This is a genomic window from Stenotrophomonas sp. 62841_Sma (assembly GCF_056482945.1).
The window spans coordinates 2,073,144-2,089,433 of record NZ_CM151224.1 but is presented as its reverse complement, the minus strand read 5'-3'; the positions used below and the strand labels follow the sequence as shown (position 1 = coordinate 2,089,433).

The window sequence follows — 16,290 nt, the reverse complement described above, 5'->3', positions numbered from 1 at the left end:
CCTGCACGCACTCTTCACACTGCACTGCCTAGCTTCACGTCCCTCCCAGGGGTAATGCTCATTTCCACGTGGACGCAGCTGCTTCTACGACGTCCGTGCTGACGGACCCTTCCCGCCAACTGCGACTGCTGATCGACAGCGTGCGCGACCATGCGCTGTACCTGCTTGATCCTGATGGCATCGTCTGCAGCTGGAACCCGGGCGCGGAGCGCATCAAGGGCTATTCAGCCGGTGAAGTGGTCGGCACGCACTTTGGCCGTTTCTATCTGGCTGCCGATCGCGAAGCCGGGGAACCGCAGCGCCTGCTCCGCCTCGCAGCGCAGCACGGTCACGTCGCCAGTGAAGGCTGGCGGGTGCGCCGCGATGGCTCGTCTTTCCGTGCCAGCGTGGTCATCGAGCCGGTCGTCGAAGCAGGCGAGCTGCTCGGCTTCGTCAAGATCACCCGCGACATCACCGAGCAGTGGCAGGCACAGCGGCTGCTGCGTGATGCCCAGCGTGCGCTGCGCAATACCCAACAATTCGAGACCGTCGGCCGCCTCAGCCGCGGGCTGTCGCACGAGTTCAACAATCTGTTGACCACCATCGGCAACGCCCTGGACCTGCTGTCCCTGCGCGTGAACGGTGACGATGCACGCGCCGCCGAGCTGCTTGATGCGGCGCAGACCGCGACCGATCGTGGTGCGCTGCTGACCCGCCAGCTGCTGGCCTTCAGCACCGGCCAGACCCTGATCCGCGAACCACTGGAAATCAATGCGCTGATACGGCAGTGGCTGCCGGACCTGCAACGCGCCTGCCCGCCCACGGTGGTGCTGGATGCCCAGCTGGCGCCCGGCCTGCCTGCGATCAACACCGATGCGCTGCAGCTGCAGACGGCGCTGGCCAATCTGGTCGCCAATGCCGCGGATGCTACCCTTGAAGGCGGCCGCATCCTGATCGGCACCGCGCTGGAGCATCGCCTCGATCCGGATGCGGACTCCACGCTGCAACGTGGCTATGTCACCCTCAGCGTCTGCGATGAGGGCCACGGGATGGCGGCCGACATCGCCGAACGGGCGACCGAGCCGTTCTTCACCACCAAGGACATCGGCAAAGGCAGCGGCCTGGGCCTGAGCCAGGTGTTCGGATTTACTACCCAGAGCGGCGGCTTCGTCGACGTGTCCACCACGCCCGGTGTCGGCACCACGGTCAGCCTGCTGCTCCCCGCAATGGAGGACCCTGCCGATGACCGATGACCCGATCCGCGTGTTGATGGTGGAAGACCAGACCGATCTGCGTGAAATGATCGGCCTGGCCCTGCGCGACCTCGGCATCGACGTGGCCACGACCGCCGATGCGCATGAGGCCGCCGCCCTGCTGAAGGGCGAAGCGCGTTTCGACGTGGTGTTCAGTGACGTCAGCATGCCCAACGGCATGTCCGGCATCGAACTGAGCGAGCATGTGGCGCGCGAACAGCCGCAGGCGCGGATGATCCTGTCGTCCGGTTATGCGCGCTCGCAGCTGCCGCCCCTGCCGGAGCAGGTGGAATTCCTGCCCAAGCCGTATCGGCTGCGCCAGTTGGTGCAGTTGTTGAAGCAGGCGTAAGGCACGGTGCCCCGGCAGCAGGGCCCTGCGGTCAACCCGTCATCGCCCCCCGCTGGAACGAAGCCAGCAGCGTAGAGGCTGCCGCTGCCGGCGCCAGCCGACCGCGCGCCAGTGACCAGGTGATGCCGTAGAAGCAGGTCCAGTAGAAGTCCGCGAGCCACACTGCGGTGAAACCAACGTTGAACTCTCCGGCCGCCTGACCACGCAGGAAGAAGGCCTCGAAGCGCTCGCCGATCGGCGCCCAGCGCTCCGGCAGCAGATGCAGGTCACCCTGGCGCTGCTGCTCTTCCATCATCCGCGCGAACAGCAGCGTTACCAGCTCCCAGTCCGCCAGCAGCGTGGCGGTGACCTGCTCCAGCACGTGGCGCGCATCACCGCCCTCATCGAACCAGACCGCCGCCGCTTCCACGCGCTCGAAGCCGGCCGCGAACAGTGCCTCGTCGATCGCCTCCCGGGTGGGCGCAAACCGGTACAGAGTCGCGCGGCTGATACCGGCCCCGCGCGCGAGTTCGCTGAGGGTGCAGCGTGGATGGCTGACCAGGGTGGCCGCCAGCGCGTGGGGCAGGTCGCGGCGGGTGCGTGCTGCAGCAGGTCGCATGAAAGCGCTGAGGTGTGGGTTCGCCCTCACGCTAGCATGAATCACCAATTAATAAACTGAATCACAGATGATTCATTCGGATCACCGATGCGCTAAAACAGGGATGCGTCCGGTGCACCCGGGTCGGTGCACGGCAGGGAACGCGTCACAGGCATCGAAGGAGACAACGCCATGCTGCATCCACTACGCGATATCGCTGTGTTGTTCGACGCCAGCGACACCGGGGACCGCGTTCTCAACATCGCCGCCCATCTGGCGCAGGCACAGCAGGCCCATCTGGTCGCGGTCTCCACCGCCCAGCATCCCACCGACATCGCCAACGGCTTCGCGCGCGGTGCCGGCATCGCCGCCGCGCTCGACCATGAGGCGCGTGCGGATGCCGCCTGCACCGCGCAGCTGATGCAGAACCTGCGTGCCGTGTCCGAGCCGCTGCAGATCAGCACCGAACTGCGCATCGTCTCGGACTATCTGGGCGGCGCCGACCTGGCCCTGCAGTCGCTGTACTGCGACCTGATCATCGCCGGCTATCCGCGTACTCCCGGCGCCCCTTCTGGCTGGCACCCGCTGGGAACGCTGCGCCAGACCGGCGTGCCGATGCTGCTGGTGCCACCGCATTGGCATGGCGACCAGGTCGGCCATCGCATCGTGGTGGCCTGGAATGCCAGCAAGCAGGCACGTCGTGCGGTAGCCGATGCGTTGCCGCTGCTCGCACGTGCGAAAGCGGTGCACCTGCTGATGGTCGACACGCCCAAGGCCGAGGCCACACCTGGCGCCGAGATGGCCCAGCACCTGGCGCGGCACGGCGTCGAAGTAGAGATCCAGGCGATCAGTTCAAGCCAGGGCGGCGTTGCCGCGACCATCCGCCAGCACGTGCTCGATGCCGACGCCGACCTGCTGGTGCTGGGCCCCTACAGCCGCAGCCGGGTGGTCGAGCGTGTGCTCGGCGGGGTCACCGAGGATCTGCTGGCCGAAGTACCGGCGCCCTTGTTCGTGTCGCACTAGTACCGCCCTGCCCTGCCCGGCGATAGCCGGTCAGCGACTGCCCGGTGTGCCGCCGGAAGTAGCGGCACAGGTAGGATGCATCCTCGAAGCACAGTCGCTCGGCGATGCGACCGATCGGCAATTCGCTGTAGGTCAGCAGCGCCTTGATTTCCAGCACCACCTGGCGATCAATCAACGCCTTTGGCGTTTCGTCGAAGCACTCGCGGGTCAGCTGCGAAAGATAGAACGGGGTGATGCACAGCGCGTCGGCATAGGACTGCACGTCGCGCTGGCGCGTGCTGCGCTCACCGACCAGTTCCCAGAAATTCCAGGCCAAGCGCTCGCGTCGGCTGACCTGCGCCACGGCCACACTGCGCGCCGGCAACAGCGTTGCGAATTTGAGGAAGAACGTCTGCAGCAGGTTGCGCAGCATCACGTGACGATAGCGGCCGCCATTGTGCTGTGCATCCATCAACTGCTGCAGCCAGCCCTGCAGCAGCGGCACGTCCAGCGGCGACGGCACGCAGTGGGGCTGATCGTGCAGGAACTTGAACAGTGCATTGGGAAGCACATAGGCCACCTCCGATGCCAGCGCCTTGGGCATCAGGCAGACCACCGCCAGAAAGCCGCGTGAGCGCTGCCGCAGCAGCGCCAGCGTGTCCTCTGCCAGCACCAGCACATCGTGCCGCTGCACCGCTACCTCGCGGAAGTTCAGTGCAAAGCGTGCGCGCCCCGATACGCATACCAGCAGCGCCAGATAAGCGTGGCCGAACGACAACGGGACGCCCTGCCCTTCGGCCAGCGTACTGACCTCCAAGCGCATGGATTCGTCCTGGTCCAGGAGCTGGGGTACGCGATCCATGGGCCGATCCGGCTGTATTCCGGGCCCCAGCATACCCGGGCTCGGCCACCCGTTGTGAAAAGTACCGAAACCATCAAGGTCCCGCTCTGGGCCGATCGCGCCTGGCGACCTAGCCTGTGCACTCTCTTTGTTCCCGTGGAATTGACATGCAGCTGCACACCGAACGCTTGATCCTTCGCCCCTGGCGCGACACCGACGCTGCCGATCTGTACGAGTACGCCCGCGACCCGCGCGTGGGCCCCATCGCCGGCTGGCCGGTGCACACCAGCGTTGAGGAAAGTACCGAAATCATCCGCACCGTCTTCAACCGGCCAGAGGTCTACGCGCTGCAGAGCCGCGAGGACGGCCACGCGATCGGCTGTGTCGGCATCCTGATCGGCACCGACAGCAACTTCGAGATCAGCGATCGAGAGGGTGAGATCGCCTACTGGATCGGCGTTCCGTACTGGGGCCACGGACTGGTGCCCGAAGCGGTGCGCGAAGTGATGCGGCACGCCTTCATGCAACTGGAACTGGACGCACTGTGGTGCGGCTACTTCGCTGACAACCTGCAATCGCTCAGCGCACAGAGCAAATGCGGTTTCCAGCATCACCATACCGAAGTGAACAAGTTCAACAGCTTCCTCGGCGACTACCGCACAGAGCACATCAGCCGCATCACCCGCGAGCAATGGTTTGCCCTGCAGGCCACCTTGCCAGCATGAGCGAAGTTCAGGCCGACGTGCGCTGCATGAACAGAAGTTCCGGCGTCGAGGACGCGTCAACCTGCTGGAAGCCGAGGTCGCGATACAGGGCCACGGCAGCTGCGTTGTCACGATAGACGCGCAACGTGAGGCGCTGCACACCGGCTTCGCGCATGGCCTGTGCACTCAAGGCCTGCATGAGCAGCCGGCCAAGGCCGCGCCCGCGTGCCAGCGGGGAAACAATGATGCGGCCCAGGTGCGCGGTACCGGCGTCGGTCATCCAGTACTGGCCAAAGCCCAGGCACTGGCCCTGCTCGTCAAGCAGCGCCCAGCCCGGCCGCAGCCCGAGTTCGAGCACCTGCGCGAACCGTTCCTGCGGCAAGGGAAACGGCACGCCGGGGCCCGCCCAGCGCTGGGTGGCCTCGGCGGAATCAAGCCAATCGGCAATGGTGGCGTAGTGGGAAGGCAGGACGGCGCAAAGGCTTGGTTTCATGACCCGCATGGTGCGTCATTCGTGGCGGTTAGACACGCTGCATGGCGACACTTGAGTTTTGTCATAGGACAATAAACAATTCCAGGTGTCCAGCCCATTCCCCCTTCGGGAGATCCCATGTTCAAAGGCCTCAGGGCGTTTCCACTGACCCCGCTCTCTGAAGCCGGCATCGACTTTCGTGCGTTTGCCGGACTGGTCGAGCGCCTGGCCGATTCCGATGTTGATTCGATGGGCGTGCTTGGCTCCACTGGCAGCTACGCCTATCTGGAGAAGCACGAGCGCAAGCGCGTGCTGCGCGAAGCACTCGCGCACGCCGGGGGTGTTCCGGTGATCGCCGGCATCGGTGCATTGCGTACCCGCGATGTGCTGGAACTGGCCCTGGACGCCGAGGATGCAGGTGCTGCAGGCCTGCTGCTCGCCCCCGTGTCTTACCAGCCCCTGAAGGACCATGAGGTGCAAGTACTGTTCGAAACAGTATGCGCAGCGGTCCGCACGCCTATCTGCGTCTACGACAATCCGGGCACCACCCACTTTCGCTTCACCGATGCACTGCATGGCCGGATCGCCGCGCTGCCCAACATCGCTTCGATCAAGATTCCGCGCCTTGCTGATGATCCGGTTGAGGCTGCCACACGTGTCGCGGCATTGCGCGCCAGCGTCCCTTCGCATGTGACGCTGGGCGTCAGTGGCGACGCCTCGGCGGTGCGTGGTCTGCTGGCGGGATGTGATGGCTGGTACTCGGTGACAGCAGGGCTGTTCCCAGAGGTTGCGCTGCAGATCGTGCGGGCCGTGGGAAACGGCGATGAGGAGGGTGCGATTGCCCTGTCCGTACGACTGGCGCCGCTGTGGTCGCTGTATGACCGCTTTGGCGGGATTCGCGTCATGGCCTGCGCGGCGGCCCTGCTGGGGTTGTGCGGCGAGGACTGCCTGCCGTTGCCGTTGCAGGGGCTGCATGGTGGCGAGCGCGAGGAGCTGGAGGCGGTGCTGGGTGGGCTGGGGTTGTTGTAGAAGCCCGGAGTGCGGCTGCCATGCGGCTGCAGAAGATGGTGACCCCGGCCCGATTCGAACGGGCGACCTTCCCCTTAGGAGGGGGACGCTCTATCCAGCTGAGCTACGGGGCCATTGGCAGCGGGAAAGGATACCTCGTCTGGCTGAATGGACCAAGCGCGGGGCGTTCTGCAGGGCCCTCGGAGTAGATATGCTGGCCCGCCGCGACCCGTTGTGAACTGGATGTCCGACGTCTGGCGAACCCTCTCCGCCCTCGGCGACAGCCGCTGGCTGCTGCCGATGGCCCTGGCGCTACTGATCACCCTGCCCCGTGCAGACGCACGCCTGAAATGGCGATGGCTGCTGGCCATCGCCGTCACCGCCGGTGTCACGCTTGCTTCAAAGCTGGCCTTCATGGGCTGGGGGATTGGCATCAAGAGCGTGCACTTCACCGGTTTCTCCGGGCATGCCGCAATGTCCAGTGTCGTCTATCCGGTCGTTGGTGTACTGCTTGCCGGCCCCGGCAAGCGCGTACGGGCGATCGGCCTGGTAATCGGCGTGCTGTTGGCCACCGCTATTGCCTGGTCACGAATCCCGCTGCATGCGCACAGCCTCTCGGAGGTAATTGCCGGGCTGGCACTTGGACTGAGCTGCAGCACATGGGCACTGCACGCCGCATCACCCGTCGGTCGTGCCCGTGCGATGGCTGTTGTCGCTGCCGTACTCGCGGGAATGGTCCTACCCCTCGCCTTGCCGGACGTCCATACGCACCGACTCGTCATTGCACTAGCAAAGCTCATCTCCGGCAGGGCTGAGATCTTCCAACACTTCTGAGAATCGCCAGAGCCACTCCACATTTCCTTCACGATCCTTGACAGGGCAAATGAATAGCAGCCAACATAGCGGTGGAAAAATTTCCCTCACGGAGTAGGAGACCCCGTAGATGAAGAAGATGATTGCCGCTCTGGCCCTGCTGGGCCTGTCCTCGCCGGTGTTCGCTCAGGAAGCTCCTGTCGCCGCCGAAACCAGCGCTGAAGTTGCTGGCGCTGAAGCTGCTGGCGCTGCCGCCACCGGCACCCTGACCACCGTCGCCACCGTGGGCCTGGGCGTTGCCGCTGCTGGCGTGCTGTACAGCGTTGCTGCGGACAGCAGCAAGGATGACGCGGGCAACAACAATGGTGGCGGCACCACCAACCCGCCGACCGGCACCACGGGCACCACCGGCACGACCGGCACCACCCGCTGATCGACACGCCGACGTAGCACCCCGCCCTCGCCGGGCGTCAGTTCGGCGAGGGTTTTTTCATGCCCGATCGGGCCAGGAACAGATTTCGATGGACTGCAAGCGTTTCGTAGCCACAATGACGGTGGCACTCACCCTGACCGGCTGCATGTGGGCGCCAGGCCAGCATCTTCGCTCGAGCACCTTCGCTCGCGATGATCAGCCCATTGGCAACGACCAGATCGAACTGATTCCGATCACGCCCAAGCTGATCGCCATGGAGCGCGCAACCCGCGATGTCGCAGCGCTGCCCGCCGCTCTGACCCAGTATCAGCCGGGCCCCTACCGCATCGGTGCCGGCGACATTCTCTACATCACCGTCTGGGATCACCCCGAACTGACCGTGCCGGCAGGCCCGCAGCAGCAGCTGAACGCCGCAGGCCGCCTTGTGCAGTCCGACGGAACGCTCTTCTATCCCTATATCGGCAAGATCACCGCCACAGGCAAGACGCCCGGCGAACTGCGCGAAGAGATCTCCACCAAGCTGGCCCGCTATATCGAAGCGCCGCAGGTGGACGTCTCCATGCTGACCTATGCCAGCCAGCGCGTCTGGGTTACCGGCGCCTCGCGTCAGGCCGCCACTGTTCCGCTGACAGTAACGCCACTGACGATGGGCGACGCCATCAGCCAGGCGGGCCTTGATCCGGCACAGGCCGACCTGTCCGGCATTCGCCTGACACGTGATGGCACCACCTACACCATCGACCTCGACCGACTGGGTCGCAGCGGCGGCGGCGACACCAATGTGTTCCTCAAGTCCGGCGATCACATCTACGTGCCCTATCTCGACCACAAGGAAGTATTCGTGGTCGGCGAAGTCAATCAGCCGGGTGCAATGAACTTCAAGACCGGCGAGATTTCCCTGAGCCAGGCACTTGGCCGTGCGCGCGGCCTGTTGCAGACCACCTCCAACGGCAACGCTGTCTACGTGATCCGCGGTTCGAATGACCTGCAGAGCACTCCGTCGCAGGTGTTCCACCTGGAAGCCAAGTCACCGACCGCATTTGCCGTGGCCAGCCAGTTCGACCTGCAGCCCGGCGATGTCGTGTTTGTCGGTGCCGCTGGCGTGACCCGCTGGAGCCGGTTCGTGAACCAGCTGCTGCCGTTCACCTCCATCATCAGCAACGCCGCCAGCGCGCGCAGCGACCTGGACAAGTAAGGTGGCCCGCACCATGAGCAGGATCGCTCAGGCTGCCACCCGACACGCGAATCGCCAGCGCCCCGTGGCGCTGGCCTTGCTTGTACTCATCGCCGCAACCAGTTGCGGCGTTGTGGGCAAGACCAGCGTCAAGTCGGTGCAGATGGCGCTGCAGGGCAAGCCCAACGTGGAACCCACGGCCACCGAGGTGGCCGCCAATCGATTCCCGCAGATCAAGGTCACCGGTCCAGCGGGTGGCGCCGTTCTGGTACTTGGCAACATCGACTCCGGGCGCCAGGCCTGGTACAGCTCCGAGCGAAGCATCGTCTTTCTTAGGAATGGCATCGTCGTCGGAATCCACGGCAGCAGCCCGGAGCTTCAGGACATGACGCTCGAAGGGGACTCTCCCTTCCACGCGCTGCACCGGATAGCGGATGGCACGACCGTGCAGCGCCGTTACGACGTCATGCCTGATTACCGGTATGGAATGAGCGTCACCGGCACCCTGACCACCCTGGGCAAGGAGAAGGTCCATATCCTGGAGAGCGAGCGCGAGCTGTTGCACGTTCGGGAGCGGCTTCAGGGCGACGGCTGGAAGCGCGACAACCACTACTGGGTCGATCCTGCCAACGGATTCATCTGGAAGAGCATCCAGGCCATCGCACCCGACACCAGCCTTGAAGTTGTCCAGCTCAAGCCCTACTCGCAGGACCTGCAGAACCGATGACACTGCGACCGATCATCCTTGGGCTGGCACTGGCGCTGGCCTGCCATGCGCACGCCTCATCGCCGATCAATGTCGAAGCGGCCGGTCATGTTCGCAATCCCGGCATGCACACGCTTCCCGCCGAGGCCCGCCTCAGCGCAGCCGCACTTGCTGCAGCGCCGGAAGAAGAAGCCTATATGCTGGGCGCCGCCCTTCTTCGGCAACGTGCACTGACGCCACAGACCCGCCTCAAAGCGGGCCTGCTCTTCGATCTTGAAACACTCGCCTCCCAGCAGGATGCTCCGGAGCTTGCCGACGCGGCCGCGCAGCTGGCGCGCGAGCTCGGTGACCTGCCAGTGACCGGGCGCGAACCGCAGCTCCTTGATCCGCGCCGCCTGGAAGCCAGTGCCGCGGAAAATCGACCCGCGCTGGCGGGCGACCGCGTCGTCTATCCCGGCCGACCCGAAACCGTGCAGGTTGTTGGCGCGGTCGTACAGCCGTGCAAGCTGCAGCATCAAGCCACACTCGACGCACGAAGCTACCGCAACGCGTGTGCCTTGCTGCCGGTGGCGAGCCCTGATGATCTCTACGTCATCCAACCCGACGGCAAGGTGCAGCAGCTCGGCGTGGCGCTGTGGAACAGCAGCACGCCCGTGCACCTTGCTCCTGGCGCGGTGATCTACGTGCCGCTGGACACCGCGAAGATCCGCACGATTGCCCCCGATGTCAACGAGGATGCCGCGCGCTTCCTTGCCACCCAGGTGCTGGATGCACCCGGAGTTTCATACTGATGCGCCATCGCTCCATCCCACTGGCACGCGCCAGTGTTGCCCTTCTCAGCCTGGGCGTCAGCGCTGCATTGCACGCACAGACAGCCCCTGCCCCCACCGCCAGCGATTGGGGCGGCGTCGGCCTGCTGCAGACCCCCACCGCACGTATGGCCGACGACGGCGAAGTGAGCTTCACCGCTAGCCACACCTCGCCCTACAGCCGCTACAACGTGGTGATGCAGCCTCTTCCGTGGGTCGAAGGTGCGTTCCGCTATGTTTCGGTCGCAAACCGACGCTATGGCCCCGAATGGCTGAGCGGCAAGCAGAACTACAAGGACAAGTCGATCGACCTCAAGGTCAGGCTGTGGCAGGAAAGCCGATGGGCCCCCGAGGTGTCCGCAGGCTTCCGCGATATCGGTGGTACCGGCCTGTTCTCCAGCGAGTACCTGGTTGCAAGCAAGCGGTTCGGACCGATCGATGCAAGCCTTGGTCTTGCCACCGGCTACATCGGCAATCGAGGAGACTTCTCGAATCCGCTTCGGGTGATCAGCGATCGCTTTGAAGAGCGTCCGCGCGCGCAGGGCACTGGCAACTTCAACAGCAAGGGCATGTTCCGCGGTCCCGTCGGCATCTTCGGCGGCATCGCCTACCAGACACCCTGGGAACCCCTGCAGCTGAAGCTTGAGTATGACGGCAACGACTACAAGCGCGAACCACAGAACAACAATCAGGCTCAAAAGAGCCCGATCAACCTTGGCGCAAGCTATGCCGTGAATCCCAACGTGCAACTGCATCTTGGCTGGGAACGGGGCGACACAGCCATGTTCGGCATTACCTTGCGCGGCAATGTGGCGCGGGCGAAGTCCACACCCAAGCTGCTGGATCCGCCTCCGATTGCGCGAGCATCCGCGGCACCCTCTGCGCAGTCGTTGGGTGACATCGACTGGCCCGCCTTGAGCCGGACCCTGGAAGAGAACGCCGGCCTTCGTGTCACGGGCATCAGCCGACGTGGATCGGAAGTCATCGTCAGCGGTGAACAGCGTCGGTTCTACTACCCCGCGCAGGGTGTTGGCCGTGCGGCGCGCATCCTGGATTCCGAACTGCCATCCGATACCACCTGGTTCACAATCCAGAACACTCGCCTCGGCATCCCTGTCGTGGAGAGCAGCATTGAGCGCAGCGCCTTCAACCGCTACCTCGACAATCGCATCCCACTAAGCGAGCTGGCGGGCCACATCGAGCAGGCAGCGCCTGCGCAGCAGCGCCGCGAGAGCCTGTACACAGCGCCGCTTCAGCGCTTTGACGGCGCGTTCAATATTGGATACCAGCAGCAGCTGGGTGGACCGGATGGCTTCTTCCTGTTCCAGGTCGCAGGCACCTACTCGGCCAATCTTCACTTCACGCGGAACACCTGGCTGAGTGGAACGGTCAGCTACAACGCGTACAACAACTACAACCGCTTCCGCTACGACGCGCCAAGCAACCTGCCCCGGGTCCGCACGAACATCCGTAGGTACCTGACTACGGAAGACCTGACCCTGACCAACCTCCAGTTCACCAGCAATCATCAGCTGGGCAATGATCTGTATGGCTCGGCATACGCCGGCCTGTTCGAGGCCATGTACGGCGGTGTGGGCGGAGAGATCCTCTACCGCCCCCTCAACGAGCGCTGGGCCTTAGGTGCCGAGCTGAACTGGGTGAAGCAGCGCGATTTCGACCAGCGCTTCAGCTTCCGCGACTACAGCACCACCACCGGCCACGCCAGCTTCTATTATCAGTGGGGCGATGAGCACAAGATCACCAGCATGATCAGCGCCGGCCGCTACCTGGCGAAGGACTGGGGCGCCACAATCTCGGTTGCGCGCGCCTTCGACAATGGCGTCAACATGGGCGCATACGCCACCAAGACCGACGTTTCGTCCAAGGACTTTGGCGAAGGCAGTTTCGACAAGGGCATCTTCATTTCGATTCCCTTCGACTTCCTGCTGCCTCGTTCGACTCGCGCCCGTGCGACGTTCGCCTGGAATCCACTATATCGAGACGGTGGCGCGCGATTGAGTCGAAGCTACTCGCTTTACCAATTGACGTCGGAGCGGGACCCGGACTTCTTCTTCGACAATCTCGAAAACATCGCAAAGTAAGCCCATGGAAATCGAGCCATCTCGATTCCACCCAATTGAACAGGCAACATCGAAGTCTGCAAGGAAGAACAACATGCGTGTAGCAATCATCCACGACTGGCTTACAGTCAATGCAGGTGCCGAGAAGGTACTGAAGCAGATGCTACTGCTGTACCCCCAGGCAGAGATATTCACTCTGGTGGACTTCCTCCCTGAGGAAGATCGCTCTTTCCTTGGCAGCCACAAGGTTCACACCAGTTTCATCCAGAAAATGCCACGTGCACGCAAAAGCTATCGGAGTTATCTTCCGCTCATGCCGCTTGCCATCGAGCAGTTTGATCTCAGCGGCTTCGACCTTGTTCTATCAAGCAGCTACGCCGTAGCCAAAGGCGTGCTCACTGGCCCAGATCAAGTCCATGTGTGCTACTGCCACTCCCCGATTCGCTATGCTTGGGACCTTCAGCCGCAGTATCTGCGCGAATCCGGGCTGGACCGGGGCCTGAAGAGTGCCATCGCACGGATCATTCTCTCCTATATTCGCATGTGGGACGTTCGGACCGCCAACGGTGTGGACCATTTCATCGCCAACTCGACGTTCATTGCTCGGCGTATTCGCAAGGTCTACGGGCGCGAATCTGTTGTGATCCCGCCACCAGTTGATATCCCGGAGACTCTCCCCAGCTCTATCCGCCAAGACTACTACGTCACCGCTTCCCGGCTGGTGCCCTACAAGCGCATCGACCTGATCATCGAAGCGTTCAATCAAATGCCTGATCGCAAGCTTGTTGTTATTGGCAGCGGACCGATGCTGGAACAGATGCAGCGGCTCGCCAAGCACAACGTGAGCGTTCTCGGGTACCAGCCCCAGGAAGTGCTCGAGAAGCATCTTGCCGAGGCACGCGCCTTCGTATTTGCGGCTGAAGAGGACTTTGGTATTGCGCCGGTGGAAGCGCAAGCGTTTGGAACGCCGGTGATCGCCTACGGGAAAGGAGGCATCCTCGACAGCGTCAAAGAAGGAGAAACAGGATCTTTCTTTTCCGAGCAATCTTCGTTGTCAATCCAAAACGCCATCAGATCATTCGAGCTGCGCTGCGCACCTTGGAATCACACCCAGATTTCCAAGCACGCCAACAAATTCAGTCCTGATGAGTTCCGCAATAGGCTGGCGAAAGAAGTTCAGCTTGCACACCAGAACCATCAACGACAGAAAAATCATGCCATTGATTAAACGCAGCTGCATAATACTGCACTCGAGCAAAGGGCCTTTCAGTTGAGATCGCGGGCGGACCTCGCACTGCAAAGGATACAAAACGAATCTGACGCCTCAGCTCCTCTCGTAAGCCCCAAAATTCAAGACCGAGAATAATTATTTAGAGGTCCCTACACCAGCCAAGGAGAGGGACCATCTGAGAAACGGCCTCAGGCTTGCAAATCGAACATCCCTGATTTTCGTTGCTTGGATAGGCGCCCAATGTCATTCAACATTGCGACTGTTCGTGACTCATAAGTGTGACGCCTTGCCTCAATCTGACCTCGCTCCTTGGCCACTGAATCATCCATAAGGCTTGCCTCAATCTCGCTGACAAACTCATCCGCACCCGAAGCAAATCTACACACATGTGCAAACTCCCTCAGAGAATCAAGGCGCACACTTACAACGGGCAAGCCAGCAGCAAGATACTCAAAGAACTTCATTGGAAACATGCCAAGAGTGTAGTCATTGAGAATATTGGGCATAATGGCAACATTCATACCCTTGAGATAAGCAGGCAAATCAGCATAAGGCCGCGGCCCTAAGAGGTGCACATTGGGAGCGGTACTGAGCAATTCAGCACAGGTCCAAGGATCACCCTCCCCCACCTTCCCGACAAGTACAATATTCCAGTCAGGGCGGCGCCGGGCGATTCCAACAATTAGTTCAAAATCTATTTTATAAGAACTAATCGCTCCAACAAATCCAATCACCGGCCCTTTGAGCGTCGCAATGTCCGAAGGAACCTGGACACCCGACGAACCCGCTGACGAAAAGTGCACGTAGTCAGCCACATTTGGGTAGTAAATAGTATTTGGATTAATATCGCGACGCCCCTCAAGAAGAGGCTCCGCAGTAACGAATATCACATCCGACTCTCGTACCAGCTCTTTTTCACGTGAATCAATTGCCTCAAACGGCATGCCCGGCTGCGCCTTTACATCATCCACGCAGTGATATACCACCGTCGCGAAACGATCCAAATCCACCAACTGCGTTGTAATTGGATTATAAGTCCAGAGGACGGATGGCTTAAGGCCAACAATACGACTCCAGACCGCGAAAGAGAATCCGAGCAAGGATCTGTTTACCCTCCCAACCACGCTATTTCCATGAAACGGTAGCAGCATGGGCGAAACAACCCATACTCCATCCCTAACCCTTCTGGGCAAGGCGAAGGCCTTTCGGATCCTTCCAATTATCCGTTTCATATCACTTGCAGAAGCAGAAGGCCTTCGGAGACCCACCGAATCAACATACAAGACTCGATATCCAAGCCTACTCAGTTCACATGCAACATGCTGCTTATTGGTCCAGAATGGATTATCCCAATCCGCCGTGGAAAGCAAAATAACATCCCTATTTGTCATAAATCTTCCCCAGCGATCGGCGAATCAAACCAAAAGCAACTGTGCGCGACCGTCTCCAAAGAAGAAGCGCCAGGACCCAATACCCACAGAATACTCCAGCAACACCAAGCTCCCCAACACCTGGATGAGGGAGCGTCATAACTGCTGCCACGTGCCCCCCCCCAATCATGAGCATGGGGAATAGCCATTTCGAGAAATCACCAAGAACACCCAAATTCCAGCAACACATAAAAGTCAAGAGCACCGAGGCTGCCGCGGCCGCGCAACCCAATGCCACTCCACCAATCTTCTTGTAGAGAAGAAAGCTAATTAGAATTTGTACAGCAACCGATATCATCGTAAAAGCCACGACCATACCGTTGCGCATCCGAGCACTCATGGCCTTAACCAGAAAGTAGCTTACAACCTGCGCCCAGAGCCCTACAGACATAGATGAAAGAATAGAAACGGTCGAAGCGGTTGAACTCTCACCAAATTCCCCGTGCTGAAATAGGAGTCGCACAAGCGTCTCTCCGTGCAGCAGCAGAATGAACGAGATCGGAACCGTGACAATCAGAAGTGCTGAAACAACCTTCACAAGCACTGACCTGAACTCAACTGCCGTCATTGACCCCATTGTGGCCAAACCGGCGAGGCCCAAGGGCATCGCAAGAAGAAGCACTCCAGTCTCAGTAATCAACTTTGCATACCCAAGCGCAGCCACGGTTGAGTCAGAGATCAATGAAGCAATCGCGCGCTCCGCCACTACCCCTGCTTGAAGCACGACCGGCAGAAGGAGCAAGGGTCGTATTGCGCGAAGAAATCTAAACATCGAATCAAAGTAGTATTCGCGCCTTAGCATTGAGACAGGGGCCCAGCTCCCAACACAAGCAGCCCGAACACCCAATGCAGAATACAGTGCATAGGAACACAGGAACGCCCACGCAATCAAGGAAAAATCCGAGAAGCACCATGCAAGCGCAATTCCAAGAATCATGCCGACATTCTGTATTGTGGCGCGCATCGAAGCCAACGAGAACTCACCATTGGCCATCGCCAGATATGAAAGCAAATTCCCAGCCACATAAAATGGAACGCCCAACGCAGACACCTTAAGAAGTTCTATCGTTAGGCCCCTGGCCTCCGGACCGAACCCCGGAGCCACTACAGAAACCCAGGATTCCGCCAAAACCAGCAGCATCAACAGAATGCCAAAGGAGATCGGAACCATGATAGAAAGAACTGCCCAGAATAAACCTATAACTCTCTCTCTGCCCTCTCTTTCAATGGAAGAGTATAAAGGCAGAAATCCCGCTGACAGCGCGTTAGCGGCGAAGAACTCTACAGGAACTAGCGTAGCCGTTTGGGATGCACGCGCCGCCGATGCTACCGCACCGGTTCCAAAAGCTGTAGCAAGTAAAATCTCCCTAAGTACTCCCGACAGTTTCCCAATGACAGAGCCTGTTGCGAGCTTCAAGGCCGCGCGTA

General features: G+C 61.2%; 17 protein-coding genes and 1 tRNA gene. 12 read left to right on the top strand and 6 right to left on the bottom strand.

What is annotated here, in order from left to right; translation table 11 throughout:
* Positions 1-68 precede the first annotated feature (68 nt).
* Positions 69-1,232 (top strand): two-component system sensor histidine kinase NtrB, encoded by a 1,164-nt coding sequence (locus ACZK5G_RS09815; protein ID WP_478466219.1) that lies wholly within the window; start codon positions 69-71, stop codon positions 1,230-1,232.
* The gene (locus tag ACZK5G_RS09810) at positions 1,222-1,581 is read left to right on the top strand and encodes a response regulator (RefSeq protein ID WP_010482617.1); all 360 of its coding nucleotides are present in this window, start codon (positions 1,222-1,224) and stop codon (positions 1,579-1,581) included. The genes ACZK5G_RS09815 and ACZK5G_RS09810 overlap by 11 nt, the downstream gene beginning before the upstream one ends.
* Before the next feature lie 31 nt (positions 1,582-1,612).
* Here the strand turns inward: ACZK5G_RS09810 and ACZK5G_RS09805 are convergent, their stop codons facing one another.
* Positions 1,613-2,179, bottom strand: coding sequence for a TetR/AcrR family transcriptional regulator (locus ACZK5G_RS09805; protein ID WP_071228897.1), 567 nt, complete (start codon positions 2,177-2,179; stop codon positions 1,613-1,615).
* Positions 2,180-2,350: 171 nt separating this feature from the next.
* On the opposite strand from ACZK5G_RS09805, the gene ACZK5G_RS09800 reads away from it, so the two are divergent.
* Positions 2,351-3,181, top strand: coding sequence for a universal stress protein (locus ACZK5G_RS09800; RefSeq protein ID WP_032127431.1), 831 nt, complete (start codon positions 2,351-2,353; stop codon positions 3,179-3,181).
* On the opposite strand, the gene ACZK5G_RS09795 is transcribed toward ACZK5G_RS09800, so the two are convergent.
* Entirely contained in the window at positions 3,129-4,022 is an 894-nt protein-coding gene (locus ACZK5G_RS09795; protein WP_293794812.1) for a helix-turn-helix domain-containing protein, read from the bottom strand. The genes ACZK5G_RS09800 and ACZK5G_RS09795 overlap by 53 nt on opposite strands.
* 146 nt (positions 4,023-4,168) lie before the next feature.
* On the opposite strand from ACZK5G_RS09795, the gene ACZK5G_RS09790 reads away from it, so the two are divergent.
* Entirely contained in the window at positions 4,169-4,726 is a 558-nt protein-coding gene (locus ACZK5G_RS09790; protein WP_049421336.1) for a GNAT family N-acetyltransferase, read from the top strand.
* 7 nt (positions 4,727-4,733) lie between these two features.
* Here ACZK5G_RS09790 and ACZK5G_RS09785 read toward each other — a convergent pair whose 3' ends face one another.
* Entirely contained in the window at positions 4,734-5,207 is a 474-nt protein-coding gene (locus ACZK5G_RS09785) for a GNAT family N-acetyltransferase (RefSeq protein WP_478466217.1), read from the bottom strand.
* A 108-nt stretch (positions 5,208-5,315) separates the two neighbouring features.
* On the opposite strand from ACZK5G_RS09785, the gene ACZK5G_RS09780 reads away from it, so the two are divergent.
* A complete protein-coding gene (locus ACZK5G_RS09780; RefSeq protein ID WP_478466216.1) occupies positions 5,316-6,206 on the top strand; it encodes a dihydrodipicolinate synthase family protein in 891 nt (296 codons plus the stop codon).
* A gap of 36 nt (positions 6,207-6,242) precedes the next feature.
* On the opposite strand, the gene ACZK5G_RS09775 is transcribed toward ACZK5G_RS09780, so the two are convergent.
* Positions 6,243-6,319, bottom strand: a tRNA-Arg gene (locus ACZK5G_RS09775).
* Between the two features lie 109 nt (positions 6,320-6,428).
* Here ACZK5G_RS09775 and ACZK5G_RS09770 point away from each other — a divergent pair.
* From ACZK5G_RS09770 to ACZK5G_RS09740, 7 genes are all read left to right on the top strand, one after another.
* Positions 6,429-7,019: a phosphatase PAP2 family protein gene (locus tag ACZK5G_RS09770; protein ID WP_478466214.1), complete on the top strand. Its 591-nt coding sequence runs from the start codon at positions 6,429-6,431 to the stop codon at positions 7,017-7,019.
* Between the two features lie 109 nt (positions 7,020-7,128).
* The gene (locus ACZK5G_RS09765) at positions 7,129-7,431 is read left to right on the top strand and encodes a hypothetical protein (protein WP_132809993.1); all 303 of its coding nucleotides are present in this window, start codon (positions 7,129-7,131) and stop codon (positions 7,429-7,431) included.
* Between the two features lie 88 nt (positions 7,432-7,519).
* Positions 7,520-8,626 (top strand): polysaccharide biosynthesis/export family protein, encoded by a 1,107-nt coding sequence (locus tag ACZK5G_RS09760; RefSeq protein WP_010484747.1) that lies wholly within the window; start codon positions 7,520-7,522, stop codon positions 8,624-8,626.
* Positions 8,627-8,639: 13 nt separating this feature from the next.
* A complete protein-coding gene (locus ACZK5G_RS09755) occupies positions 8,640-9,332 on the top strand; it encodes a YjbF family lipoprotein (protein ID WP_478466212.1) in 693 nt (230 codons plus the stop codon).
* Positions 9,333-9,436: 104 nt separating this feature from the next.
* Positions 9,437-10,102, top strand: coding sequence for a capsule biosynthesis GfcC family protein (locus ACZK5G_RS09750; protein WP_478466210.1), 666 nt, complete (start codon positions 9,437-9,439; stop codon positions 10,100-10,102).
* Positions 10,102-12,222 carry a YjbH domain-containing protein gene (locus ACZK5G_RS09745; protein WP_478466208.1) on the top strand — a complete coding sequence of 707 codons (2,121 nt, stop codon included), beginning with the start codon at positions 10,102-10,104 and terminating at the stop codon, positions 12,220-12,222. Before ACZK5G_RS09750 ends, ACZK5G_RS09745 begins: the two co-directional genes overlap by 1 nt.
* A gap of 73 nt (positions 12,223-12,295) precedes the next feature.
* Positions 12,296-13,429, top strand: coding sequence for a glycosyltransferase family 4 protein (locus ACZK5G_RS09740; RefSeq protein ID WP_478466206.1), 1,134 nt, complete (start codon positions 12,296-12,298; stop codon positions 13,427-13,429).
* Between the two features lie 191 nt (positions 13,430-13,620).
* Here ACZK5G_RS09740 and ACZK5G_RS09735 read toward each other — a convergent pair whose 3' ends face one another.
* Both ACZK5G_RS09735 and ACZK5G_RS09730 read right to left on the bottom strand, forming a co-directional pair.
* On the bottom strand, positions 13,621-14,403 hold the full coding sequence (locus ACZK5G_RS09735; protein ID WP_478466204.1) for a glycosyltransferase: 783 nt from the start codon (positions 14,401-14,403) through the stop codon (positions 13,621-13,623).
* A gap of 409 nt (positions 14,404-14,812) precedes the next feature.
* Positions 14,813-16,279, bottom strand: a complete 1,467-nt coding sequence (locus ACZK5G_RS09730) for a lipid II flippase MurJ (RefSeq protein WP_478466202.1) — start codon at positions 16,277-16,279, stop codon at positions 14,813-14,815.
* Positions 16,280-16,290 lie beyond the last annotated feature (11 nt).